At 48.8% G+C, this 23,820-nt stretch carries 22 protein-coding genes; 11 read left to right on the top strand and 11 right to left on the bottom strand.

Going from position 1 to position 23,820, the window contains the following annotated elements; all coding sequences use genetic code 11:
- Positions 1–109 precede the first annotated feature (109 nt).
- Positions 110–700 (top strand): DUF1802 family protein, encoded by a 591-nt coding sequence (locus IQ260_RS09210; RefSeq protein WP_193992808.1) that lies wholly within the window; start codon positions 110–112, stop codon positions 698–700.
- Between the two features lie 198 nt (positions 701–898).
- Entirely contained in the window at positions 899–1,963 is a 1,065-nt protein-coding gene (gene gap, locus IQ260_RS09205) for a type I glyceraldehyde-3-phosphate dehydrogenase (protein WP_193992807.1), read from the top strand.
- Between the two features lie 138 nt (positions 1,964–2,101).
- On the opposite strand, the gene psb32 is transcribed toward gap, so the two are convergent.
- The 3 genes from psb32 to purN form a co-directional block, all read right to left on the bottom strand.
- A complete protein-coding gene (gene psb32 / locus IQ260_RS09200) occupies positions 2,102–2,812 on the bottom strand; it encodes a photosystem II repair protein Psb32 (protein ID WP_193992810.1) in 711 nt (236 codons plus the stop codon).
- A gap of 128 nt (positions 2,813–2,940) precedes the next feature.
- Positions 2,941–3,162, bottom strand: a complete 222-nt coding sequence (locus IQ260_RS09195; RefSeq protein WP_193992806.1) for a hypothetical protein — start codon at positions 3,160–3,162, stop codon at positions 2,941–2,943.
- A gap of 83 nt (positions 3,163–3,245) precedes the next feature.
- Positions 3,246–3,929 (bottom strand): phosphoribosylglycinamide formyltransferase, encoded by a 684-nt coding sequence (gene purN, locus IQ260_RS09190; protein WP_193992805.1) that lies wholly within the window; start codon positions 3,927–3,929, stop codon positions 3,246–3,248.
- A 182-nt stretch (positions 3,930–4,111) separates the two neighbouring features.
- Between purN and IQ260_RS09185 the strand changes: the two genes are divergently transcribed.
- The 3 genes from IQ260_RS09185 (at position 4,112) to dprA (ending at position 7,866) form a co-directional block, all read left to right on the top strand.
- A complete protein-coding gene (locus IQ260_RS09185; protein WP_193992804.1) occupies positions 4,112–5,815 on the top strand; it encodes a sensor histidine kinase in 1,704 nt (567 codons plus the stop codon).
- A 104-nt stretch (positions 5,816–5,919) separates the two neighbouring features.
- Entirely contained in the window at positions 5,920–6,582 is a 663-nt protein-coding gene (locus IQ260_RS09180) for a DUF2301 domain-containing membrane protein (RefSeq protein ID WP_193992803.1), read from the top strand.
- 105 nt (positions 6,583–6,687) lie between these two features.
- Positions 6,688–7,866: a DNA-processing protein DprA gene (gene dprA, locus IQ260_RS09175; RefSeq protein WP_193992802.1), complete on the top strand. Its 1,179-nt coding sequence runs from the start codon at positions 6,688–6,690 to the stop codon at positions 7,864–7,866.
- Between the two features lie 11 nt (positions 7,867–7,877).
- Here dprA and IQ260_RS09170 read toward each other — a convergent pair whose 3' ends face one another.
- Positions 7,878–8,492, bottom strand: a complete 615-nt coding sequence (locus IQ260_RS09170; RefSeq protein ID WP_193992801.1) for an FHA domain-containing protein — start codon at positions 8,490–8,492, stop codon at positions 7,878–7,880.
- A gap of 607 nt (positions 8,493–9,099) precedes the next feature.
- Here IQ260_RS09170 and IQ260_RS09165 point away from each other — a divergent pair.
- On the top strand, positions 9,100–10,494 hold the full coding sequence (locus IQ260_RS09165) for a 1-acyl-sn-glycerol-3-phosphate acyltransferase (RefSeq protein ID WP_193992800.1): 1,395 nt from the start codon (positions 9,100–9,102) through the stop codon (positions 10,492–10,494).
- A 161-nt stretch (positions 10,495–10,655) separates the two neighbouring features.
- Here the strand turns inward: IQ260_RS09165 and trxA are convergent, their stop codons facing one another.
- Entirely contained in the window at positions 10,656–10,976 is a 321-nt protein-coding gene (trxA, locus tag IQ260_RS09160; RefSeq protein WP_193992799.1) for a thioredoxin, read from the bottom strand.
- Positions 10,977–11,439: 463 nt separating this feature from the next.
- Positions 11,440–12,603 (bottom strand): GuaB3 family IMP dehydrogenase-related protein, encoded by a 1,164-nt coding sequence (locus IQ260_RS09155; protein ID WP_193992798.1) that lies wholly within the window; start codon positions 12,601–12,603, stop codon positions 11,440–11,442.
- Between the two features lie 144 nt (positions 12,604–12,747).
- On the opposite strand from IQ260_RS09155, the gene IQ260_RS09150 reads away from it, so the two are divergent.
- The 5 genes from IQ260_RS09150 to IQ260_RS09130 all read left to right on the top strand — a co-directional run bounded on the left by IQ260_RS09150 (position 12,748) and on the right by IQ260_RS09130 (position 18,875).
- Positions 12,748–13,455: a potassium channel family protein gene (locus IQ260_RS09150; RefSeq protein ID WP_193992797.1), complete on the top strand. Its 708-nt coding sequence runs from the start codon at positions 12,748–12,750 to the stop codon at positions 13,453–13,455.
- A 15-nt stretch (positions 13,456–13,470) separates the two neighbouring features.
- Positions 13,471–14,619 (top strand): anhydro-N-acetylmuramic acid kinase, encoded by a 1,149-nt coding sequence (locus tag IQ260_RS09145; protein ID WP_193992796.1) that lies wholly within the window; start codon positions 13,471–13,473, stop codon positions 14,617–14,619.
- A 229-nt stretch (positions 14,620–14,848) separates the two neighbouring features.
- Positions 14,849–15,295, top strand: a complete 447-nt coding sequence (locus tag IQ260_RS09140; protein ID WP_193992795.1) for a hypothetical protein — start codon at positions 14,849–14,851, stop codon at positions 15,293–15,295.
- A 259-nt stretch (positions 15,296–15,554) separates the two neighbouring features.
- Positions 15,555–16,985 carry a serine/threonine protein kinase gene (locus tag IQ260_RS09135; protein ID WP_193992794.1) on the top strand — a complete coding sequence of 477 codons (1,431 nt, stop codon included), beginning with the start codon at positions 15,555–15,557 and terminating at the stop codon, positions 16,983–16,985.
- Between the two features lie 369 nt (positions 16,986–17,354).
- Positions 17,355–18,875, top strand: a complete 1,521-nt coding sequence (locus tag IQ260_RS09130) for a serine/threonine-protein kinase (RefSeq protein ID WP_193992793.1) — start codon at positions 17,355–17,357, stop codon at positions 18,873–18,875.
- Between the two features lie 25 nt (positions 18,876–18,900).
- Here the strand turns inward: IQ260_RS09130 and IQ260_RS09125 are convergent, their stop codons facing one another.
- From IQ260_RS09125 to IQ260_RS09105, 5 genes are all read right to left on the bottom strand, one after another.
- Entirely contained in the window at positions 18,901–19,770 is an 870-nt protein-coding gene (locus IQ260_RS09125; RefSeq protein WP_193992792.1) for a universal stress protein, read from the bottom strand.
- A 37-nt stretch (positions 19,771–19,807) separates the two neighbouring features.
- The gene (locus IQ260_RS09120; RefSeq protein ID WP_193992791.1) at positions 19,808–20,539 is read right to left on the bottom strand and encodes a PP2C family protein-serine/threonine phosphatase; all 732 of its coding nucleotides are present in this window, start codon (positions 20,537–20,539) and stop codon (positions 19,808–19,810) included.
- Between the two features lie 24 nt (positions 20,540–20,563).
- On the bottom strand, positions 20,564–22,408 hold the full coding sequence (locus tag IQ260_RS09115; protein WP_322744924.1) for an AarF/ABC1/UbiB kinase family protein: 1,845 nt from the start codon (positions 22,406–22,408) through the stop codon (positions 20,564–20,566).
- 112 nt (positions 22,409–22,520) lie between these two features.
- On the bottom strand, positions 22,521–22,826 hold the full coding sequence (locus tag IQ260_RS09110; RefSeq protein WP_193992790.1) for a DUF6825 family protein: 306 nt from the start codon (positions 22,824–22,826) through the stop codon (positions 22,521–22,523).
- 118 nt (positions 22,827–22,944) lie between these two features.
- Positions 22,945–23,577, bottom strand: a complete 633-nt coding sequence (locus tag IQ260_RS09105; protein ID WP_228015757.1) for a hypothetical protein — start codon at positions 23,575–23,577, stop codon at positions 22,945–22,947.
- Positions 23,578–23,820 lie beyond the last annotated feature (243 nt).

The raw sequence follows: 23,820 nt of genomic DNA, 5'->3' as shown, positions 1-23,820 counted from the left end.
CATTCACAACCAGCGTCCCCTTCGACTCCGCTCAGGGGGCGCTTACTTATACGGTTATTTAAGATATTGTCAGCTGTCTAAATCTTTTAGTTTTTAAGCGGTATCACCCATGTTGCAGCATGCTCTTAAGGAATGGTCTGTTGCCGTCGACGCTTTAGTCCAGGGGCAAAGTATTTTACTGCTGCGCAAAGGGGGTATTCGTGAAGACAACAAGCACTTCACGGTGCCCCATCAGCGGGTGTGGCTGTACCCTACCTATGAACATCAAAAGCCCCATTTGCTAAAACCCCAGTGGGCCAATCAGGTGACAGCAGTTGCCCCAGGCTGGCATCCCAGCCAGGTCACGTTGCAGGCTTGGGCCGATATTTCCTATGTCTGGGTGGTGAAGACTAGAGAGGCTGTGGAGGCTTTACTGCCATTTCATATTTGGAATGAGCAGTTTGTAACCGAGCGATTGCGGTGGAAACCCGCTCAACCGCTTCATCTTCTTATCCTGAGAGTGCATCGTTTAGCTACACCGGTTCAGATCGACTGGCAGTCGGCTTATGGCGGCTGTCGTTCGTGGATACCCTTAGCCAATGCCTTGAGCACGATGCCGTCTATACCCGTATTAGACAAACCAACGTGGACAGGAAAAGTACAGCAGATACATCAGAAAATCGCTGCGTTTGAAACTGTCAAACCCATGACAGGGCGATGAAATAATTTGAGTTATAGCTTGTTCGAAAGTATCACCCCAGTTATATTTGACTACGTTTTGTAAGCTTTGTTTGCATAAAACCTAGCAACTCTAAAGGAAAACGGATGATCCCCGCCAAGCGTGTCTAATCAGCCATAAACCATTACAAGCTGCTCGTTTATTGAGGCAGTGATGTTGTAACAATGAGCACTATTTGTCATGGCCGTACTGAAAGTTGGCATTAATGGGTTTGGTCGTATCGGGCGTTTGATACTGCGGGCCGCCATCAAAAATTCAAACATTGAGTTTGCTGGTATTAACGATTTAGTTTCCCCTGAGAATCTGGCTTACTTATTGAAATACGATTCCACCCATGGTCCTTTCCCTGGCCATGTTGAAGCTCGAGATAATGGAATTGTTGTCAGCGGACACTTTATTCCCTGTTTTTCGATCTCGAATCCAGCTGACCTGCCTTGGGGAAATCTTGGTGTTGACTATGTAGTTGAAGCCACTGGGCGGTTTACCACCCATGAGCAAGCTTCAAATCATCTAAAAGCTGGGGCTAAGCGGGTAGTCATCTCAGCGCCTACTAAGAGTCCTGATCAGGTGCCCACTCTGCTGGTGGGTGTAAACCACAAAACCTTTAATCCTGACACTGATCAAATTGTTTCTAACGCTAGCTGTACCACTAACTGTCTAGCGCCTGTGGCTAAGGTCATCCATGAGCATTTTGGGTTTGCAGAAGGTTTGATGACCACTGTGCACGCTTCTACTGCCACCCAGCCAACTGTGGATAGTCCCAACAAAAAGGACTTGCGCAGCGGTCGGGGTGCGGCCCAAAATATTATTCCAGCCTCCACGGGAGCCGCTAAGGCTGTGACCCTGGTACTTCCAGAGCTGGTGGGTAAGCTGACTGGTATGGCGCTGCGGGTGCCCACACCTGATGTATCGGTGGTGGATTTGACCGTACGCACTGAAAAAGCGACGAGCTATGGTGAAATCTGCCAGGCCATGGAAGCGGCGTCCAAAAATGGACTGCGAGGCGTTTTAGGCTATACCGAAGACCCTGTAGTTTCTACTGACTTTGTCGGCGATCCTCGTTCCAGCGTGTTCGATGCTGGCGCTGGCATTGAGCTTAATCCCAATTTCTTTAAGCTGTTGACCTGGTATGACAACGAGTGGGGCTATTCCAATCGTGTGGTTGATCTCATGTTGCACATGGCTCTGACCGAAGGTCTGCTGCAGGGTGTGACCAGTGATGCCTTAGAAGCAGTTTATGCTTAGGTTTAAGGTGTTTTTGGGGCTGTGTAGGCTTTAAGCCTTAACTTGAACCGGCCATTAAAAAGCGGCCCCATGGGGCCGCTTTTTAATGGCAAAGAAAATGTGAGTCAGTCGTAGCTAATGCCTGCCGCACCGCCAGAATTAGCCCCCAATGGAGAGGTACCAGTAGTAGGTGGCCATGGGAATAACTGTCGCCAAAATCAGCAGCACGACCACCACCCAGGTGGAGCTAGTGCGATTCTCTTCAGTTTCTTCTGCAGTTGCAAAGGTGCCTTCAATGTTGATGGTTTCTCCAATGATAGGAGGGCCAGGATCTGGCTCGCCTGCCAGGACAGCTGCTAGCCGCTCAGTGGCATCACCAAACGCCCGATTGTAGCTATTGTTTTTGAGCAGAGGTGCTTTCATTGTTTCCTGGGTGATGCTGTCAGCAATGTCCGCAGGCAACAAGGCCGCTGTTTCTTCGCCGGATTTGAGGCCGATATTATTGGTGACATCGTCTAACACCACCACAGTTTGGTTGGCACCAGCTTCTGCGGTGGGAAACCAGCGCGTGAATAGTTGTTCAGCAAAGCTTTGGGCGGTTTCGCCATAGTCTAGGCGATGGATAGTTACGTAGCGAACATCCTGGCCAGTTTCTGCCGCTAGGTTTTTGAGTGCTTTGTTGAGGTTGATTTCGTTGAGCCGGGTGATCTGATTGGCGTCGTCTAGTACCCAAGCATCTTCACTGGCGTTGAGAGGCATGTCATATACCCCAGTGGCATGGGCCGGTGTGGCCATGGTGAGGTTAACGGCTAGTGCGATCGCAACCACAGCAATCCAGCGGCAGCGACGAAGTATCGAACTCAGAAGCATGATCTTTTTAAAGGCAGACATAGAGCAGGCAGACGTTGAGCAGCTGGATAGCTACCGCCTATATTTACCACTATAAATGACTCGATGCCCTAGCTGTCTATGGATGTGTTAGAGGAACGTCAGCGTCCCTAGGAAATAGTCGTAGCTTGTATCTGGATCGGGACAATACAACCATCAGCAATGGCACTGTCTAAAATTGTTAATTGTCGCTGTTCGACCGCTGTTAGTCCAGATTTTGCACGGTAGTCTTCAACGGCCATGGCAACGCCTGGAGATAATTCCCCATGGGTGAGAGCCGTGCGGACTAAGATCTCTAGATCTTTGCTAGCGAATTGGGCTGTATCGAACATGGCAGCAAAGAGTTAGATAGGTGACTATTTATACAATCACTGCGGATGCTCTCTTTTCCGGAGCTAATCGAGGGGACTCTAAATCAATGTAGTCTCGCCGATGGTCCTATGGTTTGGTGGTGGGCCGCTAAGGCAATAGCAGCGGGATAGATTTGATGTTCTTGGACTTGAATTCTGGCTTGGAGACTCGCTTCAGTATCTGTTGGTAAAACAGGTACCGCTGCCTGCATGATAATGGGACCGCTATCGACCACTAGCTCGACATGGTGTACGGTGCAGCCGGCTATGGTGACATTGGCCTCTAGCGCTTGGCGGACGGCATGGAGTCCGGGAAAGCTGGGCAACAAACTGGGATGAATGTTAAGTAATCGTCCAGTAAAGGCTGAAATCAGCTGCTCAGTGACTCGCCGCATCCAGCCTGCCATGATCACCCAGTCAACGCCATGGGCTGTGAGGGCGCTAACAATAGCTTGGTCAAGGGCGACCCGTGACTCAAACTCGCGGTGGTTGAGGAGTACGGTGCGAATCCCTCTATGAGTTGCCTTTTGCAACACGTTAGCGCCTGGATTATTGCAGATAACAACCTTGACCTCGGCGTTGAGTTCTGCGCGATCAATAGCGGCCATGATGGCTTCAAAGTTGCTGCCGTTACCGGAGGCCAAAACACCCAGTGACAGTTTGGAATAGGTTAGTGTTTGCTGATCGATATTGGGAGAGAGGAGCCCATCTGTTGATGGGTAGACACCGGCACGGTCGGTGGAGCCCATGGGATTAACAAGAAACAAACTCTAGAATTCTACAGGGTGCGGGCAGAGTTTATTTTGCCAACTGATGTCTGCGTATGATTACGTATTTTCTAGAGTAGGCTGCTGCACACGATACACGGTCGACCGTTTTAGAAAATCCAGGGCATAGTTAGGGGAGCACCGTTACGCTGTCCAAAGGCCCAATGACTCTATCTGTCGCCTCAAATCATGCTGACGTCCAAGATGCGATTGACTTACTCGCCAGCTCGCTAAATGCAGTGGCAACACCTATCTATGTGAAAAACCAGGAGCACCAGTGGCTATTTGCCAATACGGCCTGTTGTCGCCTGTTGGATATGTCCCTAGAGCAGCTGGTGGGCTGTTTGGATCACGATGTGGTGGCGGTGGTGGATACGGATTTATTGCGATCGCAAGATGACCGCTTCTTTAAAACCGGCGACCTTAAAACCGGCGACCTTGCTCACCAACCGCTCACTATCGATACCCATGCCGGACAGCGGCAGGTGATGGGCGAACGCTCTTTGCTACAAACAGCCAGCGGTCCAATCTTGATCAATACCCTTCAAGACGTGAGTGAGCTGGTTCAAATTCGCCAAACCAATCAAGAACTATGTCAAGAACTAGAAGAGCGCAACAGTGCCCTAGACCAGCTATCAGAGTTTGAAGCCACCCTAAAACGGATTACTGATCGAGTGCGCGACAGTCTCGATGAAAAACAAATCCTACAAACGGCGGTCCAGGAGCTGACAGAAGCCCTCAACGTCCGAGGGTCCAATACGTCTCTTTATGACCTCGAGCAGGGCACCTCCACCATCTATTACGAATACACCACCCTACCGTCTGACCGGGGCCGTGTGTCTCAAATGGAGTCGTTTCCTGAGGTCTATCACCAGCTCCTGGAGGGGCAGTACTTACAGTTTTGCTCCATTGCTCCTAACCCGGTACGAGGGCTGGTATCGATGTTGGCCTGTGCCATTTTGGACGACCGAGGCGTGCTAGGAGATCTGTGGCTGATCAACGACAAGGACCATGGCTTTAGCGAATATGAAATTCGTCTCGTCCAGCAAGTGTCTAATCAGTGTGCTATTGCCATTCGTCAGGCGCGTCTCTATCAAGAGTCCCAGTCCCAAGTCCGCGAACTCGAGCAAGTCAATAATCTCAAGGATGACTTTTTGAGCACCGTTTCCCACGAGCTACGCACCCCAGTGACCAGTATGCGAGTGGCCTTACAACTCTTAGGCGTCACCCTGACCCAAGAGCTAGGTTTAGACGAAGAGCTGACAAAACCGAATGTTGAGCAGGGCCGAATTGCTCGCTACTATCGCATTCTCAAGGAAGAATGTGAGCGAGAAATTAGTTTGATTAATGATTTGCTCGATCTGCAGCGATTGGATGCGGGTAGCCACGATCTGGCGCTGCAAACGATTCCATTGGATGAGTGGCTACCTGCTCTGGTCAATAGCTTTCAGGAGCGGGCCACTAGCCGTCAGCAGCAATTGGCCATGACCATAGCCAAGGATCTACCCGTCTTGCAATCAGACCTGTCAAGTCTCGACCGGATCTGGGCAGAACTTTTGAACAATGCGTGTAAATACACGCCTCCGGGAGGGGCAATCACGCTGTCTGTGGCCCTAGCTCATACCGGTAGCGCCTTAAAATTTGACCTGATAAACACGGGTGTGGAAATCCCTGAAGAGGAACTACCCCGGATTTTTGATAAGTTTTACCGAGTGCCCAGTGCGGATCCATGGAGGCAGGGAGGAACGGGGTTAGGGTTAGCTTTGGTCCAAAAGCTAGTGCAACATATTAATGGAGATATTAAGGTTAGCAGCGGAGATGAGCAGACGTGCTTTACGATTGAGTTACCGCTGTCGAAAGCGTCTTAGGTGCAGTTTGGCGTAGGTGCATAGGGCCTACGAGCAGCACTCCACTTGTCCATAAATCGCAACGGACTGCAATGGATTAAATCAGTCCATACCAGGAGGTAATTGTGGTAACAGCAGCATCAGAAACCAGCGCAGAGACCTATGAGGGACAATTTGGCTCGTTTGTGATCACCCCGGATGACCGGCGTGAAGTGGTTATTTATCGCGGTGGTTTAGGATTAGCCGCGTTTAGTTTTGCCTTGGGTGTGGTGCTATTGCTAGCGGGTGGGGCTGGCATTGGTATGCTGTGGGCAGTGACTGTCTGTTACGGGACCCTGTGGTTAGGGTTAGGCGTCAGTCTTTGGTTTATTCATATTTATCTACGACCGTTGCATCAGGCCTTGCAAATTTTTTGGCTAGTTGGGGGAGTGGCAAGTTTGGGAATTGCGATCGCACAGCCAGGACCACTGGCCTTAACGGTGTATCAGCAACCCCTATCGATTCTGGGCATTGGGTTTACCTTTGCGGCCTTAACCGGCATTTTCTTCAAAGAGGCGTTTTGTTTTAATCGGTTGGAAACTAAGTTCCTGACGCTTCTGATACCTGCTCTACTGTTGACCCATATGGTGGGTGCATTGCCTGCGGATTTGGGACGCGATCTGCTAGGGGTTTGGGCCGTTTTATTTGCCGTTTTTGCTGTACGTAAGCTCATACAGCCGATTCCTCCAGACATTGGCGATAAAAGTGTCTTTGAGTATCTTAAGCAGCAGCGTCAGGTCAGCGTTTAAGCGCTAGGGGCTGAGGCGTTCTATCGCAACCTGTACGCTCCGAGAGCTAGAGCCCGGTAGTGTTTATGGGCATCCTAGAACCGTTGAAGCGACGGAGAATCTAGGTTGGAACGAGCATATTGGCTGGCCTGGTCAAGGGTGCAGGATGTGGGTCCCGTATTGATCAAGCGGCTGCATGAGCAATTTGGTTCGTTATCGCTGGCATGGCAGGCGGACCCAGCCGACTTGCTGACTGTAGATGGGATTGGGCTAGTGACCGCCGATCGAATTGGAGCATTGCGATCGCACCTCAACCCCCAACAGCTGTTAGAACAATACGAAACCCAATACCCACACTTCTGGACCCCTGCCGATGCAGACTATCCTAGGCTGCTGTGGGAAATTCCCGACCCACCTCCCATCCTGTACTATCGTGGCCCCTTGCGGCCTAACGATGCCACCACCATCACAGTGGGCATGGTAGGGACTCGCCGCCCTAGTCCCTACGGTCGCCGCTGGACCCAGCGGCTCAGCCGCTATCTCAGTCAGCGGCAGTTCACTATTGTCTCAGGGATGGCAACCGGGATTGATACCTATGCTCACCAGGGCTGTCTAGATAGCCAGGGTCAGACCATAGCCGTCCTGGGAACAGGGGTAGACGTCGTTTATCCCCGTAATAATGCACAACTCTACCAACGCATTTTGGAAACCGGCTTAATTTTGAGCGAATATCCCGACGGTACGCCCCCCAATCGCAGCAATTTTCCTCGACGCAATCGCATCATTGCCGGTCTGAGTCATGCCACCCTTGTTACCGAGGCTCCAGAGCGTTCTGGGGCTCTAATTACGGCCTATTTAGCCAACGATTATGGTCGTCACGTCTACGCGCTACCAGATGGGTTAGATAATCCCACAGCCCGTGGTTGTTTAGCCTTGATCAACCTCGGTGCCGCTATGGTTCTTGGCGAAGACCACCTAGTCACAGATTTACTCAACAGCGCTGTCCTTCATAAAAATGCGGAGTTTGAGGATAGGGAGAATCCCAGAAACCTTGCCTTAATGCCTCGCGAGACTGATACGAGTCAGCAAAATGAGCCAATTTCGGACTCTGAGCTGGCTCCAGATACCAAGGTCGATGCCATGCTGCAGCCGATTTTTAAGATGATTCCAGATGTTCCTATTAGTTTAGACACCTTAGTCCAAACCACTCAGCTAGACACAAGTGCCCTGCTGAGTGGTTTATTCCAGCTGGAGATGGCGGGGGTGATCACCCAATTACCGGGTGGCCGGTATCAGCGCATATGAGAGGCCCTGTTCTACTCCCCCGAGTAGGTTTCCATGCCTGTATAGGTGATGTCATAGCCCGTATAGGTGATATCGTGGCCATCCAGCGGGTCTTCTATGCGATCAAAGTTATCCACAAAGAATTCCAATACCAGGTCTCCTAGTTCAATCATGTCTCCATCCCTAAGAGCCTGACGCTTTTGAGGGACAAGGCGACGACGATTCAAGCGAGTACCTGACTGACTGCCCACATCAGCAATAAAAAATCCAGCTTCAGGGGTATGACGAATGACTGCATGACAGGGGGCAACTGTGGCATTGCCGACTGGTAATGCACATGTTATGGATTTTCCTAAGAGCCAACATGCACCCGCATGGGTAAGATTTAATGCTTCAGAACTGCCCGTGTTAGAAACTAAAAATACAGAAGAATTGGCAATGATAGCCTGAACATAAAACGGGGTGATTTGACAGCGATCTTTAACTGTCAGTATAGAATCGACGATGGTACTAGCCGTATCAAAATCATTTTTAACGTTATTAAACAAGGCATCCCAAGGGAGTGATAAAACATCATCACTGATCACGGCGTCAGTCGCTTTTTTCACTGTTTGGTTGCTGGGATGAAAGGCTCTAATCGTGGACATGGACAATGACTAAACAACTTAACAGCAATAGGCTATAAGTGCGATCGATTGTCACCCTAATTCAGTAGATTCACAGGCAGACTTCTCATTCTCTGAGAAAAATCTACGGGTTTAGAAAGATAGAATTTAAATGAATGGCTAATGCAAAAAATGCCGTTTACCTATAGCGTAGTCCCCGTTGTTTAAGCTAAAGAGAATCTCTCCAAAATTGGATATGCAACGATATTAGGACTTACTCAAAATCCTAGTAAATAGGAATTTTATCTATAAGTGTTCAGCAATCTCTAATAGGATGTGAATCTGTTAAAGGCAGTGCAGTTTTTACGTCTTTTTTTATTAAAGCTTGTTCCTCTAAAATCAGTGATTTGAGGGAGAGTCTTTTATGGAAGCTTTAAAAGCCATGAGCAAATATTAAAATCACCCGAGATTGAGAACTGATGTCCTGAATCCGTAATCCAGAATTCACAACGGTTACAGAGTCTTTGGTAGTGGGCAGTATAGAAATCTACACACTCTGCGACCACTATCATGACAGGGGCCATTAAGGCTGTATCTATTAAGTAATAATTAAGCGATTTATACTGCTGCCTGCTGGAGAATTCCTGCCGTGACCAATGCCATTATCCATGCCCAACCTCCCTTGGACTTTATTCCTGAGCGGTTTAATCCTTGGGTGCGACGGTTGGTTCAGTTAGGTTTGCCGGGTTGGGTCCGCTGGCAGACTGACTTAGTCAATATAAAAGTCAGCAATGCTGATGTGTTGGCGCAGCTGTATGGTGACTTTCAGGTGGGGAAAAATCGGTTTGCGATCGCATTCCGACATCCCGCCCCTGAAGATGCCTATGGCATGGCTCATTTGCTATGGCGAGCAGTACCCCGGTCAGCAAAACAGCTGGGTATAAACTTACAGCCGGTCCATAGTCATTTCATTTATGACCGAGGCATTCCCCTATGGGCCGGTAACTGGGTCGGTCGACTCTGCTCTCGACTAGGTGGAGTATCGATTCAGCGAGGCAAGTTAGATCTAGTGGCCCTTAAATCAGCAAGACAGCTTTTGGCCCATGGTCAGTTTCCGCTGGCGGCAGCGCCGGAAGGAGGCAATAACGGCCATAACGAAATTGTCAGTCCGTTAGAACCCGGTGTGTCCCAGCTCGCATTTTGGTGTGTAGATGATTTGAAAAAGACCGAGCGGTCTGAGCCGGTCTATATTGTTCCCATCGGTATCCAGTATCGATATATTAATCCACCTTGGGATGCCATTGATCAGCTGCTGGGTCGCCTAGAGGCCTGCAGTGGTATAACCGGCCCTAGTAGAGAAAAGTTTGAATCCCCTGAACTACCCACGGCGCAAATTACTAGTCTCTACGGGCGTCTCCATCGATTAGCCGAGCATCTGTTGCTCCTCATGGAAGGCTATTACCAGCAGATTTACGGTTTAGAGCAACCCGAGATAGATGGGGGAGGGAATGCACAGCTTGCTGTACGGCTACAACATTTGCTCAATGGAGCGCTAGCCGTAGCCGAAAAGTATTTTGATCTGAGGCCCAAGGGTTCTGTAATTGAGCGCTGTCGGCGTTTAGAACAGGCAGGTTGGGAGCGTATCTTTCGAGAGGATTTGCGGGATGAGACGACAATATCCCCGGTGGAACGAGGATTGGCAGATCGAATCGCAGAGGAGGCCGATTTGCGCATGTGGCATATGCGGCTGGTAGAAAGCTTTGTGGCTGTGACAGGCCGCTATGTGTTGGAAAAACCTACAGCAGAGCGCTTTGCAGAAACCGTGCTGTTGTTAGCGGATATGGTGACCCGCCTTCAGGGAGAAAATCCATTTCCTCGGCCTTCCCTGGGTAAGCGGGAGGCTCTGCTAACGGTGGGAGAGCCGATTTGTGTTAGCGATCGTTGGGATGACTATCAAAAAAGCCGACGAAAGGCGGTGGCCTCACTGACTGAAGAGCTGCAAACATCATTGCAGAGCTTGATTGTAGATAGTTCTGATTATTGAATGAAAGCCTTTCAGGGATACGTGAGCCCTGAGCATGGATAGCTTTAAAGATTAACGGTCCTAACCATCAAAGTGTCAGGACCGTCAAAAGTATCAAAAAATCAGTATAAATACAGGGCTTCTGTTTTTAACCAGACTATTCAGTCTATGCAGTTTTTGACCTATAAATACTTTTCAAGGGTATTGGCCAGGGTAGTTTTTGGAACAGCTCCAACCACCATGTCCACCCGTTGACCATCTTTAAAGATCATCAACGTTGGAATACTACGGATGCCATACTGGCTAGCCACCTTGGGATTATCATCCGTATTAACCTTAACAACCTTTACCTTGCCGTTGTACTGCTCAGAAATCTCATCCACCACGGGTGCAACCATCCGGCAAGGGCCACACCAGGGTGCCCAAAAGTCTACAAGCACCGGCAGCTCACTTTTGAGTACTTCTTGTTCGAAGGTCGAATCTGTGACTTGTGCGGCTGACATCCCTACATTCCTTGTCGTCAAATATCAGATTCTTACCATAGCTGATTTTGGCCTGCGACTCATACCAGCATGGGAAAAATCAACCTTAAGAATATCGCTTTATGGGCAATTCGACTGGCTACCAACGGTTATGCAGTGACGTTACTGTAAAAATTCTGATTTTTACACGCGCCAAAAACCATGATTAAGTACCCCATGTAGGAACCTATAGGAACCGCCTAAACCCAACGGGCTTAGGCGGAGTGTGGTGTGAGGAGTGAACGGAAACTTCCGTCTCCGCTTTCTGTCTCATTGTAGGTCAAGTCTCAGCTTTTGCCATCCCCTACACCCCAGGTATGACGCGGATTTTAAGTTTTGTTTTCTAGTGGTGACAAGAAAACAAAAGCGCTAGTGAGGAAGGTCATTATGAGCCAGTGATGTGGATCATGATGTTAATAATAGACAAAGCTCAGACAAGCTCAGACTACTTACCCATGCCTAACTGTTGGGCTTTTTGATAAACCTTACCTTCTGTTAGCAGTGAAGGGGCAATCACAACCTCAACCTGTTGCATATCCTTAATATCTTTGGCCCCGAGGGTACCCATACTTGTTTTTAAGGCACCTAGGAGATTGTGGGTGCCATCATCGAGCTGGGCGGGTCCCCTTAAAATCTGTTGCAGGCTACCCGTCGTACCTACTTGGATGCGTGTCCCCCGAGGGAGAACAGGACTGGGTGTCGCCATGCCCCAATGAAACCCCCGCCCAGGCGCTTCGGCTGCACGGGCAAAGGGAGACCCAATCATGACCGCATCGGCACCTGAGGCGATCGATTTACAAATATCTCCCCCAGTGATGAGTCCCCCGTCTGCGATCACAGGCACATAATGTCCTGTTTCACGTTGGTAGTTATCCCGAGCTGCTGCACAGTCAGAAACAGCCGTTGCTTGGGGAATACCTACACCTAAAACCCCCCGTGAGGTACAGGCCGCGCCAGGGCCAATACCCACTAGAACACCGGCTGCTCCGGCCTTCATTAAGTCAAGGGTGACGTCGTAGGTAACACAGTTTCCTAAAATGACTGGCATCGGCATTTGCTCACAAAAGCTTGCCAAATTTAGGGGGGTGACAGACTCAGGAGATAAATGATTGGTAGACACCACCGTTGCTTGTACAAACACCAGATCAGCTTGGGCCTCGGCTACGGTCTGACCATATTTAGCTGCGCCCAAAGGGGTTAAGCTAACGGCTGCGATTCCTCCTTGAGCCTTAATATCTGCAATTCGTTTCTGAATTAGGGCCGGCTGTACAGGCTGGGAATAAACTTCCTGCATCAGTGGGACAAATTCGGCTTTGCCAACGGAGGTAATCCGGTCCAGTACAGGGTTGGGATCTTCGTAGCGAGTCTGAATGCCCTCTAAATTTAGGACGCCAAGAGCCCCTAGTTTTGCTAGCTCCACAGCCATCCGCACGTCAATAACGCCGTCCATGGCACTGGCAATAATGGGGATCTCACGTTCTATATTGCCAAGGGTCCACTGAGTGTTGGCTAATTCGGGATCTAGGGTTTTGGGTCCGGGCACTAATGCGATTTCATCGATGCCATAGGCACGTCTTGCTGTTTTGCCACGACCAAGTTGAATGTTCACTTATATCTCCTTCCCAAGATCATTAGGCTAGCCTAGCAAAGAAAGAAATCGATACTCAATCGTTTTCAGAATAGCTCCATGGGGACAGACTAATCAGGTATGCTCACCATAGACTTGGGTCATGTTGAGTGATTAGCAATTACCGTGAATCTATCGTCACTAAAGTTTTTTAGGAATCTGCGTGCTAACAATCGCCAGTTTGCGGTCATTGGTCTAGGGCGCTTTGGGCGTGCTGTCTGTTTAACTCTGCACGGCATGGGTTACGAGGTCTTGGGGATTGACTCTGATGAAGACCGGGTGGCCCAGGTGCTAACGGATCAAATTGCAGCCCATGCTGTCCAAATGGATTCTACACAGCCTTCCGCACTTCAGGAGGCAGGAATTCCTGATTTTGATACGGTGATTGTGGCCATTGGTAATTACATTCAGGAAAGCATTATTACTACACTCAATGTTAAAGAAGCGGGGGTGGCCAATGTAGTGGCTAAAGCTTCGACAGAAATCCATGGCAAGCTCCTGCAGCGGGTGGGGGCCGATCATGTGGTTTTTCCAGAGTTTGAAATGGGGTGTGAGCTGGCGCGTTCGATCACGCGTCCGGGAGTGCTGGATCGATTTGAATTGGACCCAGATCACAGCATTGTGGAGGTGGTTGTTCCCCAAGAATTTGATGGGAAAACGATTGTTGAGCTGGATCTGCGCAACAACTACGGGCTGACGCTGATGGCCATTAGCAAAGAAAATGCAATGGACAAATTTGAGATTAACCCGAGTCCAGTCACGCGTCTAAAGGCTGGCTCTCTAATGGTAGTCGTGGGAGCCAACGGCGGTATTGATAAGCTGCCTACGCTGTAGATATTGCAGATATTTATGAAAGTTATTGGCCTCATAAGTGGTACCTCCGTCGATGGGATTGACGCCGCCTTAGTGGAGTTAACGGGGGTGGGCTATAATGTGCAGCCTACTCTTCTCGCAACCCAGACGGCTGATTATTCAACGGAGCTGCGCGATCGCATCCTGGCCATATGTGGAGGGAAGCCCCTCACCATGGCCGATATTGCCAGCCTGGATGACGAGATTGCGATCGCATTTGCCAACACCGCCAATCAGCTGGGGCCAGCTGACCTCATTGCCTCCCACGGTCAAACCATCTATCATCGCCCTCCCACATCAGCTCGCATGGGCTACAGCTGGCAGCTAGGGCGAGGGGAATTAATTGCCGCCCTGACTAAAACGCCCACTGTTAGTGATTTTCGCCATGCTGATATTGCCGCAGGTGGTCACGGTGCCCCCCTAGTGCCCCCTGTTGATGCCAGTCTCCTCAGCCATCCGCACCATCATCGATGTGTGCAAAACATTGGCGGGATTGGTAACCTCACCTACTTACCTCCCTGGGATAAAACGGGCAGTCCACCCCAGGGCATTGTCGGTTGGGACACTGGCCCTGGTAATGCCCTGATTGACTGGGCTGTGCATGCCTTTAGCCAGGGTAAATTGACCTATGATCACAATGGGGATTGGGCTGCCCAAGGTACCCCCTGCCAACGGTTAATTGATCGGTGGTTGACCCATCCATTTTTTCGGCAGCCCCCCCCTAAATCGACGGGACGGGAGCTATTTGGGGCTGACTATGGCCATAACTGTTGGCAAGAGGCTCAGGCGTTGGGGCTGAGTCAGGCGGATTTTCTGGCGACCCTGACTGACTTTACCGCCACTACGATTGTTGATAGCTATCGACAGCTACCCCGTGTACCCGACGAGGTTTTACTATGCGGGGGGGGGAGTAAAAATGGATATTTGCGATCGCAGCTGCAAGTCAAATTACCGGATGTCACTCTGCTCACCACCGATGATATTGGTCTTGATAGCGGATTTAAAGAAGCGATCGCATTTGCTATCCTCGGCTATTGGCGTTGGCACCAGCATCCTGGCAATCTGCTGGCTGTTACGGGAGCCAGCTATCCCTGCCAACTTGGCCAGATTGAAAAGATGGGCGTGAACGTAGCTACGAACGATTAACGTAGCTATAAAAAGATACAAGATTTATCCCACTACGGTAGCAATCACCCCAGATCTTCATTTATTCTTAGGGTGCAGAGGGTGCAGATATTCCCAGGGAACGGGTAATCTAAACTTGCAGTCATTAGCAGTCTTCTGTAACTTTATTATTCTTAACGTTCCAAGTTTCCGAGCAATAAATTATTGAGAGTGACCTATACAAATCGTTATAGACCATTAGGGAGAACACGTGAGCCACAGTTTTCTGATTGAGCCGGGACGTTGGACCCTTCAAGGTAACTGGTTAGCCAAGGATTCACTCCCGATGACCGTTAAAGGCAAAATTCTAGTTGCCTGGAATAGCAATGACTGGTTCACGATGGTCACTAAGCTCGTTTTTCCTAAAGGGGAGCTAGACGATGTATCCCTTCAGTATAAAGGGCGCATTGCCGGGGGCGACCGTCAATATACCTTTGTCTTGCAACACAGCGTGCTTGGACGGGTTGAGGGTGAAGGCTGGCTCGCACCGGAGTCAATCGTTCAGCAATACTGGGCTCTTAAGGATCGACACATGCGTACCGGGTTTGAAACCCTTTATCGTCTTAGTCCTGATCGGTATCATTTTTCGGGAGGCATTATTGCCGGCCATCATTTAACCAGCACTATGGAAGCCGTTGTTGAGCGGCATCCAGGTTAGTAGGACACACATCAGTTGATTTCTAAGTTGCTGTCAATTCACCCTGGCACCCTATATCTCAAGGTGTAGTGATAGATAGTCTATCCACGATGTTTTAAGACTCCGGAGTTAATAAAGCACTCACTACTTTTTCCTTGGGATAGGGATTGGCGCTTACGGGGACTGAAGTTTAGTTATATAGGGAGATAGACGCATCCCGATGTGTCTATTGTTACTTGTCGTTGTCGCTAGTCTATTGACTTAGGGTCGCAGCTTTGAAATGAACAAGAACGTTGGTCGTAAACTTGTCAATCGCTATGAACTCATGGACTCCATCGGTCAAGGCTCCATGGGTAGTGTCTATTTGGCTAAGGATACGCTGCTAGGTGGTGTTCTCGTCGCTGTCAAATTTCTTGCCCAAACTCTGCTCAACGAACAAATGACCCAGCGATTTATGCATGAGGCTATGACCTGTGCGCAGCTGGGAAATAAGAGCATCCATGTTGTCAGGGTTACAGACTACGGCGTCACCGATGACGAAATCCCTTTCTATGTCATGGAGTATCTCCAGGGGAAAAATCTTGGTCAAGTAATCCATTCAAGGCCTCTGCCAGTCAAACGATTTCGCGCTTTTGTCCGACAAATTTGTCTAGGGTTGGAAGCAGCCCATAAGGGAATTATTCTCAACGATCAGGTGGTTCCTATTATTCATCGGGATATCAAACCCAGCAATATTTTAGTTACCCACAGCCCCAGTGTCGGTGAACTCGTTAAGATTTTGGACTTTGGGATTGCCAAGCTTATGCAAGCAGGCGATAGCGACCACACCAGTACGTTCTTGGGGACATTAGCCTATGCCTCGCCCGAGCAGATGGAGGGGCAAGAACTCGATCATCGTTCTGATATTTACAGCTTGGGCGTCATGATGTACCAAATGCTGACAGGCTCATTACCATTGCGCCCCCGAAAAATGGATTCATTTGGCGGTTGGTATGACGCCCATCGTAATCAAGACCCTACCCCGTTGGATGATTTATCGCCCTATGGTCCATTACCAAAGCAGTTAAAAGAAGCGGTTATGAGCTGTCTGGCCAAGGAACCGAGCCAACGCCCCAGCAGTGTGAATCAGCTTCTTGGCCATATTCAAGGGTTTACATTACCTGCTCCGCCCCCTGCCCCGCCGAAACCCGCAGCCCATCCTTTTTTTAGTAAGCAAGCATGGCCAAAGGATAAACCCATCGCAGAAATTGTGTTTCCTCAACTGCTCACCATGGATAAGCGCCAACTACCTACACTGTGGGTGATGCTGCCTCCCCAAGAAATTGAGAAACGCATGGGTAATACAGGGTACAACAACTTTCTATGTACCCTGTATCCTCATCCGATGGTGTTATGGATTACAGCGTTTTACAGTAAAAGCCAAGGACCTCGATGGTTGTCGAGCTACCTAGATCTTAAAAAAACGAGTGACCAACAATTTATTTGGCACTTAGGAGAAAACAAGAACTATCACGTATTATTCTTTTCCAAAGACAGTCCTAATCAGTTTGTAAATGTTCGTCGTTTACACATTGCTCTTCCTCAGCAGAAATTGCTGAAGGAATGGACAATGATGGCGCGTACAACGTTGTCGGTAGGCAGCCCTCAGACAAGTAAAAACATGCTTAAGAAAGAGCTGAACGACAAGCTTAAGCCTCAAATGTTGTGGTAGATGCTAGAGCCAGTCATTACTGGGCCGTAATAGTCTTATTTTAAGCAGGGTGATCGAGTGTAAGCCTGTGCGTCGATGATATTTTCTACGTTAACAGCAATTCTTTAGGGGGAATTGCACATAATAGTTTGTGCGTCATCGTTTGTGCTCCATCGTATGCGTACGGTAGCCTCATCCTCACTATGATGTTTGAGCCTCTATTTTTTAGCCCTCTAGGATCAAGCTTGTGGCTGCTGTGGCTGAAGTTTCTAGGAGGTTGTATAGGCCTCTCGGCAATAGGACCAACGCTATGTATTATTGGCTTAGAGGATGGTTTAGAAGTGCCATACATCTGATTTTTATTACAAACTTTCAGAACCGCAGCGCTAAATGGCAGACAGTAACTTTGGTCGTAGACTTGCTAATCGTTACGAGCTTATGGACTCCATTGGTCAAGGCTCCATGGGTAAAGTCTATTTGGCTGAAGATATGCTGTTGGGGGGGGTTCCCGTTGCTGTCAAATTTCTCGCCCACACTCTGCTGAACAAGCAAATGACTCAGCGATTTATGCGCGAGGCGATGACCTGCGCCCAGCTGGGAAACAATAGTATCCATGTGGTTAGGGTTACGGACTATGGTGTGACGGATGATGAAATCCCGTTCTACGTTATGGAGTATCTTAAGGGGCAAAATCTTGGACAGGTTATTCATCCAACACCGCTTCCCATACCCAGATTCCTCGACTTTACTCGACAAATTTGTCTAGGGTTAGAAACAGCCCACAAAGGCATTATTCTCAATGGCCAAGCCATTCCCATTATTCATCGGGATATTAAACCCAGTAATATCTTGGTCACTCAAAGTTCCAGCATCGGTGAATTGGTTAAGATTTTGGACTTTGGGATTGCCAAACTTATACAAGCTGACAACAGTGAGCAAACGAGTAGCTTTATGGGGACATTGGCCTATGCCTCGCCGGAGCAAATGGAGGGGCAAGAGCTTGATAAGCGTTCTGATATCTATAGCCTGGGCATTATGATGTATCAAATGCTGACAGGTTGTTTGCCGTTGCGGCCTAACAATAATACGTTTGGCGGCTGGTACAAGGCTCATCGCTCTCAGGAACCGATTTCTCTAGAGGACCTGTCGCCCTATGGGGCCTTGCCTAAGGTGCTTAAGGACGTGATTATGAGTTGCTTGGCCAAAGATCGGTCTCAACGACCTAACAGTGTTAGCCACCTACTCGATCGGCTAGCACCGTTAGAAAATCGATTTGGTCGCTCAATTGATCTGGGTAAACAGATCCAGAGCACTCTTAGGGATGTCCCTGTCGTTACTAAACCAGTCTCTCCTAGTGACTCTGAAGAAGATCGGTTTTGCCGACTCCAGGTCTGGCCCCAAAATACTCCGATTGCAGAGATTGTATTTCCTAGGCTACTGACTATGAGCAATCGTCAGTTACCTACTCTGTGGGCGATGTTGGGCTCCTTAGAAATTGAGAAACGGATTAGCAACACCGGTTCCAACAATTTTTTATGTGTTCGAAATCCTTATCCAATGGTGCTGTGGGTGACAGCGTTTTATAGCAAAGCTCAAGGGGCTCGGTGGCTATCTAGCTATCTGGATCTTAAAAATCCTGGCAACCAAAAATTTATTTGGCATTTGGGTGAAGAAGGGGCGTATCGGGTTCTATTTTTCTCTAAAGAGGCTCCCAATGCGTTCATTAACTTCCGCCGTCTGCATATTGCTACGCCTCAGCAGAAACTGCTTAAGGAATGGGTGCTGATGGCGCGCACTGTTATGCCCATAGGCAGTCCCCGGGACAGTAAAAATATGCTGAGAAAAGAGCTGAATGATAATTTGAAACCCCAAATGTTGTTAAGTTTCGAAGCCATGCATTCCGTTTCTTAACTCGATAGCTGCAGATATAACCGGCTTAATCGGAACGAGGAAAGTGGATGACGGGATGCCAGCTGGAGCGTAGTAGAGCGCTGGTAAAGCTGGGTACGGACCACTGTAAGATGCCTTTGGTTTTACCTGAACAAATTGCGATCGCAGAAATATCATTTACTTCTGCCGACTTCAATATTTCCGGCTGGGGATCACCCTGACGAACCTCAGTAAATACCTCGATCCCGACCGATTCTAAATCTGTTTTAACGTCATCCAGCAACCCCTGGACCTGTTCTTCTGATTCCCTTAGCTCTATACGAATACACTCATCAATCACCCAACAAAGCGTACACTGCTTGGGATGGCTATTAGTCTGGGCTGCCGCTTTAATCTGCGATACCAAACACTTAGCACTGTCACTGCCATCAAAGGGCACCAACAAATGGTCAAATAATGTTTGACACCGTAGAGCGAGTTCTTGCTTCCGATACGTTGATACCAACTGGGGACGTAAAATCACTAACGGAACATCCAGCTGTTTGGCAATTCCTGTAGTAGTACTACCAAAAATTTTTTCCGTCAGCAAAGAGCGGGTCGGTGTTCCTAAAATAAGTACATTGGCGTCATAGCAGCGCGCTACCTTCGCAATATTGTCAATAACCCGGCCTGACCTGACGTCAACTATCACCGACTTTCCCTCCGGTAGGGCAGCCTGGTTAGCTACCTCCAGTCGGCGTTTGGCCGCAGCTACAGCGTCATCATCAACTTTGGGAATCTCACGGTCCTTAGTCAGAGAGACATTGTGAAAAAAAACGATTTGATCTAGACCAGACTGAACCAAATCAGGCACAAATTCGAGCAGTCGCTGTAGACTGTCATCAAAATCGGTGCAGACCAGCGCACATTTAAACATCTAGTTTTACTCCACCCTCATCACTTAGACATTGGGATTAATCTTGAAAAGCTACTACTACCACCGTAATGTTATCGCGGCCACCGCGCTGCTTAGCCGCATCCACTAGAGACTCCGCAGCAGTGGGACAGGATCGAATCGACTTCAAATGGGTGGCAATTAGTGGATCAGAAAGCTCTTCGGTTAGACCATCGCTACATAGCAGCAACCGATCCCCCCCTGAGACATCCAAAGTCTGAATATCAATTCGATTTAAATCTTCTCGCCCTAAGCATTGGGAAAGCACATGCCGCCAAGGATGATGCTTCGATTCATCCGGGGTTAGCTCACCATCTTCAATGGCCTTCGCAACCCAGGTATGGTCGGTCGTAATCTGATCGAGTTTGGCTCCCCGTAGCCGGTAGAGTCGGGAATCCCCAACATGGGCACACCAAGGATGATTGTCATGCTCTCGAAACATGACGGCCACCGCCGTTGTTCCCATATCTGCCCGTTCAGGATGATGATATTGGTCTTTTAAAATAGCATCATTAGCCGCAATAAATGCCTTACGCAGCATCACATCTGGAGACTCCGAACTATCCCAGTGATTATCTAAATACTGATAAATAGCTTCCGTGGCCAAGCGACTAGCTTCCTGACCGCCAGCATGCCCACCCATGCCATCAGCAACCACAAAGAAACGGCCTAAATCATCCAGGTAATAAGCATCTTGATTGCTAGTGCGCAGTAATCCTGGATCCGTTAAACCGGCAAAAAAGCGTTGCATAAAGCAGCTAGGCATAAAAATTAACTAGGGCATGCGATCAGCTCGACCAAGACGCATTAAGGAACGGATTAAGGCTACCCCTGAAGCCGCCGCAGGTAATGCCATTCCCAACGCAAACCATGGCAGTTGGCTCACCAATAATACGGTGGCCGATAGGGTAAATGTCCCCACGAGCAGTGTATAGTTCATCATCAGATTGACACTGCTGAGGCGACGGATGGCGCGATCCGTTTCAATGGATCGTACCCGTACACGGATATCTCCTCGATCTAAACGATCTAGCGAATCTTCAATTCGCCTGGGTAGACCGAACGCTGAACTACCCACTTGAGCAGCCTGACGGCCAATTTCACCAATCAGACCGTTACTAGAAGCATTAGAAACGTTAGTCATAAGCTGATTAGCAAACGGTTTTGCAGCCTCCATAAAGTTAAAGTCTGGATCTAGCCCTTTACCCACACCTTCCAATGTGGAAAATGCTCGCATAACAAATGTAAATGTAGCTGGAAATCGAAACGGTTGGTCATAAGCAACCGCATACAGATCGTCACTGATGGCGGTGATGGACTGTTCCTCAAAGGGTTTGTCCATGAAGTTATCTAGAATATACTGAATCGAGCGCCGTACAGGTCCCATATCGTCAGCTTCTGTTAAGGCACCCAGCTCTACCAAAGACATCATTACCATATCGGCATTTCTCTGAGCCACCCCCATAAAGGTGCGCATCAGACCATCTCGGGTAATCGGCTGAATTTGGCCCATCATGCCAAAATCATAAAAGATCAGAGCGCCATCCGGATTCACTGCGATATTGCCAGGATGAGGATCCGCATGGAAAAAGCCATCGTTAAGAAGCTGGTGCAAATAGGCTTGAGCACCTAACTGCGCCAGCCGCTGTCGATCCAGTCCTGCCGCCTCTAGAGATTCATAATGACTAATTTTAATACCCGGTAGATATTCTAACGTCAGTACACGCCGTGATGCATATCGCCAATAGATACGGGGAGCTTTGACCCAATTAATGTCACGGAAATTACGACGAAATGTATCGGCATTACGACCCTCGTGCAAAAAATCAATTTCTAGCCATAAAATCCGGCAGCACTCTTCATAGATCCCGATCCAGTCACGGCCTCTGCCCCATTCAGGATGGTTTTGGAAATAATGAGCAATGCCTTTGAGGATAGATAAATCAATTTGAAATAGATTCTGCAAGCCAGGTCGCTGAATTTTAACGACGACTTCTTCCCCGGAATGTAGCTGGGCTCTGTGTACCTGCCCTAAGCTAGCAGCTGCTAAGGGAATCGGATCAAAGGTTAGATACAGCTCAGCTATAGGGCGATCTAAGTCACTTTCAATGATTGCTTTGGCTTGTTCATAGCTAAAAGCGGGTACTTGATCCTGTAGCTTTGATAGCTCTTCGACATATTCAGCTGGAAAGAGGTCAGAACGTGTAGAAAAGAGCTGCCCCAGCTTAATAAATGTAGGTCCTAAGTTTAGGCAGGTATGGCGAATCCAACGGGCCTGAGCACGGCGACGCGCGGCTTGTTTTTCAGCAGATATTCCGCCCGCATAGCTCCAGGATTTGCCATAAAGCCAACGCTTACCTAAAAGTGTCAGAAAAAATGACCAGATATCAATAAAACGCTCTGGCCGACTATAGCGTCGGTTCCAGCGGTAGCGTTTCTCTGTCGGTGCACTTAGTTGCTTGTCAGCTAAGTGCACCGATGTCAGACTAGAACCTGATTCACCCGACGTCAATCCTGTCGTCACTTGAGAAGTACTAAAATTGGCATGTTCATTAGGCAAGCGCTCTGATGAATGCTCATCTAATGAACGATGATCGGTTATGTCAGGAACTGTAGGCACGCAGTCTCCTAGAGGGCCAACGGCAGGGTAATAGTTTGGTTTTGAAAACGGCTGTCGACCTTGCGGCTAAGTTCTGGCCGTAACGTAGTATTTTCCCAAGAAAAGGTATGTATCAAGAAGAGGCACGATATTGTTGCAAAGCAACGCGTACTTGAGCAATTTCAGCTCGTAAGTTATCAATCGTAGCCTGCAAGTCTTCACCGGACTCTGAACCGTTAGCTTCAGAAGACATCACTGTTTGGGAAGATTGAGCCTGCTCAACAACATCTTCAACAAATCGATGTAGCCATTCTCTCTGCTCAGCATCAAAACGACCAACACCACTCATTCCAGTAGTGATTGCCTCTTCCAGCTTTTCACCGATAGCCGTTGCTAATGCACGTCCCAGGAAAAACGCTTGCAGCGTTGGATTGCTCATAAAAAAAATACGGATATCTAAGCCATATTATACCTATTGTTCATGACTAGCTGGGTTCAAATAACCAAACCTCTAAAAATATTTTTTGTGGGTGGAAATGAAAGCTTTTCTGAGCTAATCAGTGATGTGAATCTAATGGCTCTTCAGAGGTGGGGATTGATGGCTCGGGGGTGATGATTATAGGCCCATCAGAAAATTGGAACTCTGATACGGATTGTTTATTTGCCCAAGGCGTGGTGTTATCGGCAGCTGATGATGGCCCCTCCTCCAACGACACCTCATCAACGGCCTCAGCGCTATGCTCAAGCTCCTCGGACTGAGTTGGGTCGGGCAAGATGTCATTCTCAAAGGTCTGACGTGTACTGTCTTGTACCTGCTCCTCGCCATCCAGCGTTGTTAGCGAAGCCGCTGAGCTATCGGGCGTTGATACACCTTCGAAGGCATCACCTGCACTCAGGCCGTAAGTCTCAGCATCACCGTCAAGGTGATCGTTGTAAACCAGCTGGGATGGAGATGTTTGATCTCCCCAATTGGTGTCAAATCTTTCCGGCTCCGCTGTGGTTGGCAGTGGGGGGGGCCATTTTGCTGAAGGAGGAAAATCTTGCTGAGGCTTAAACAGCGGCGCTTGACCCACGGGCACAACCTGAAACCGTAAGGCACTGCCTAACGCGATGCCAGTGCTGCCAGCTATGGTTGCAGTCGCCACTAGGAAAAGTAGTCGTCGTCTAGATCCTTTATTCGACTGGGGCATCGAATCCTTGACGGTTAGTTCAGCGGGTGGCGGCATTATCTGCATTTGGGGATAAGTACGCTTTAGTTAAGAATAGCCAGATGATTAAAGGTGTAGAGCCTGGGTAAGTGCTATCTAGACACCCAAAACCTCCGCAATAAAACACGGGCTGTTGTCAAGTTAGTCGCTGATAGAACGAAACTTAATATTATCCTAACGTCTAACTTTATCGAGATTAGTAGAGGTATGGCAATGGTATAGGGC

This window comes from Leptolyngbya cf. ectocarpi LEGE 11479 (assembly GCF_015207065.1).
Classification (GTDB): Bacteria; Cyanobacteriota; Cyanobacteriia; order Phormidesmidales; family Phormidesmidaceae; genus Leptothoe; species Leptothoe ectocarpi.
Note: the sequence above shows the minus strand (reverse complement) of the source record. Positions and strands in the feature narration are given on the sequence as shown.

What these genes read in the sequence shown, in the direction of transcription:
- IQ260_RS09210 (WP_193992808.1), top strand. Translation starts at nt 110, where the DNA reads ATGTTGCAGCATGCTCTTAAGGAATGGTCTGTTGCCGTCGACGCTTTA.
- gap (WP_193992807.1), top strand. Translation starts at nt 899, where the DNA reads ATGGCCGTACTGAAAGTTGGCATTAATGGGTTTGGTCGTATCGGGCGT.
- psb32 (WP_193992810.1), bottom strand. Translation starts at nt 2,812, where the DNA reads ATGCTTCTGAGTTCGATACTTCGTCGCTGCCGCTGGATTGCTGTGGTT.
- IQ260_RS09195 (WP_193992806.1), bottom strand. Translation starts at nt 3,162, where the DNA reads ATGTTCGATACAGCCCAATTCGCTAGCAAAGATCTAGAGATCTTAGTC.
- purN (WP_193992805.1), bottom strand. Translation starts at nt 3,929, where the DNA reads ATGGGCTCCACCGACCGTGCCGGTGTCTACCCATCAACAGATGGGCTC.
- IQ260_RS09185 (WP_193992804.1), top strand. Translation starts at nt 4,112, where the DNA reads ATGACTCTATCTGTCGCCTCAAATCATGCTGACGTCCAAGATGCGATT.
- IQ260_RS09170 (WP_193992801.1), bottom strand. Translation starts at nt 8,492, where the DNA reads ATGTCCACGATTAGAGCCTTTCATCCCAGCAACCAAACAGTGAAAAAA.
- trxA (WP_193992799.1), bottom strand. Translation starts at nt 10,976, where the DNA reads ATGTCAGCCGCACAAGTCACAGATTCGACCTTCGAACAAGAAGTACTC.
- IQ260_RS09145 (WP_193992796.1), top strand. Translation starts at nt 13,471, where the DNA reads ATGAAAGTTATTGGCCTCATAAGTGGTACCTCCGTCGATGGGATTGAC.
- IQ260_RS09135 (WP_193992794.1), top strand. Translation starts at nt 15,555, where the DNA reads ATGAACAAGAACGTTGGTCGTAAACTTGTCAATCGCTATGAACTCATG.
- IQ260_RS09130 (WP_193992793.1), top strand. Translation starts at nt 17,355, where the DNA reads ATGGCAGACAGTAACTTTGGTCGTAGACTTGCTAATCGTTACGAGCTT.
- IQ260_RS09125 (WP_193992792.1), bottom strand. Translation starts at nt 19,770, where the DNA reads ATGTTTAAATGTGCGCTGGTCTGCACCGATTTTGATGACAGTCTACAG.
- IQ260_RS09120 (WP_193992791.1), bottom strand. Translation starts at nt 20,539, where the DNA reads ATGCAACGCTTTTTTGCCGGTTTAACGGATCCAGGATTACTGCGCACT.
- IQ260_RS09110 (WP_193992790.1), bottom strand. Translation starts at nt 22,826, where the DNA reads ATGAGCAATCCAACGCTGCAAGCGTTTTTCCTGGGACGTGCATTAGCA.
- IQ260_RS09105 (WP_228015757.1), bottom strand. Translation starts at nt 23,577, where the DNA reads ATGCCCCAGTCGAATAAAGGATCTAGACGACGACTACTTTTCCTAGTG.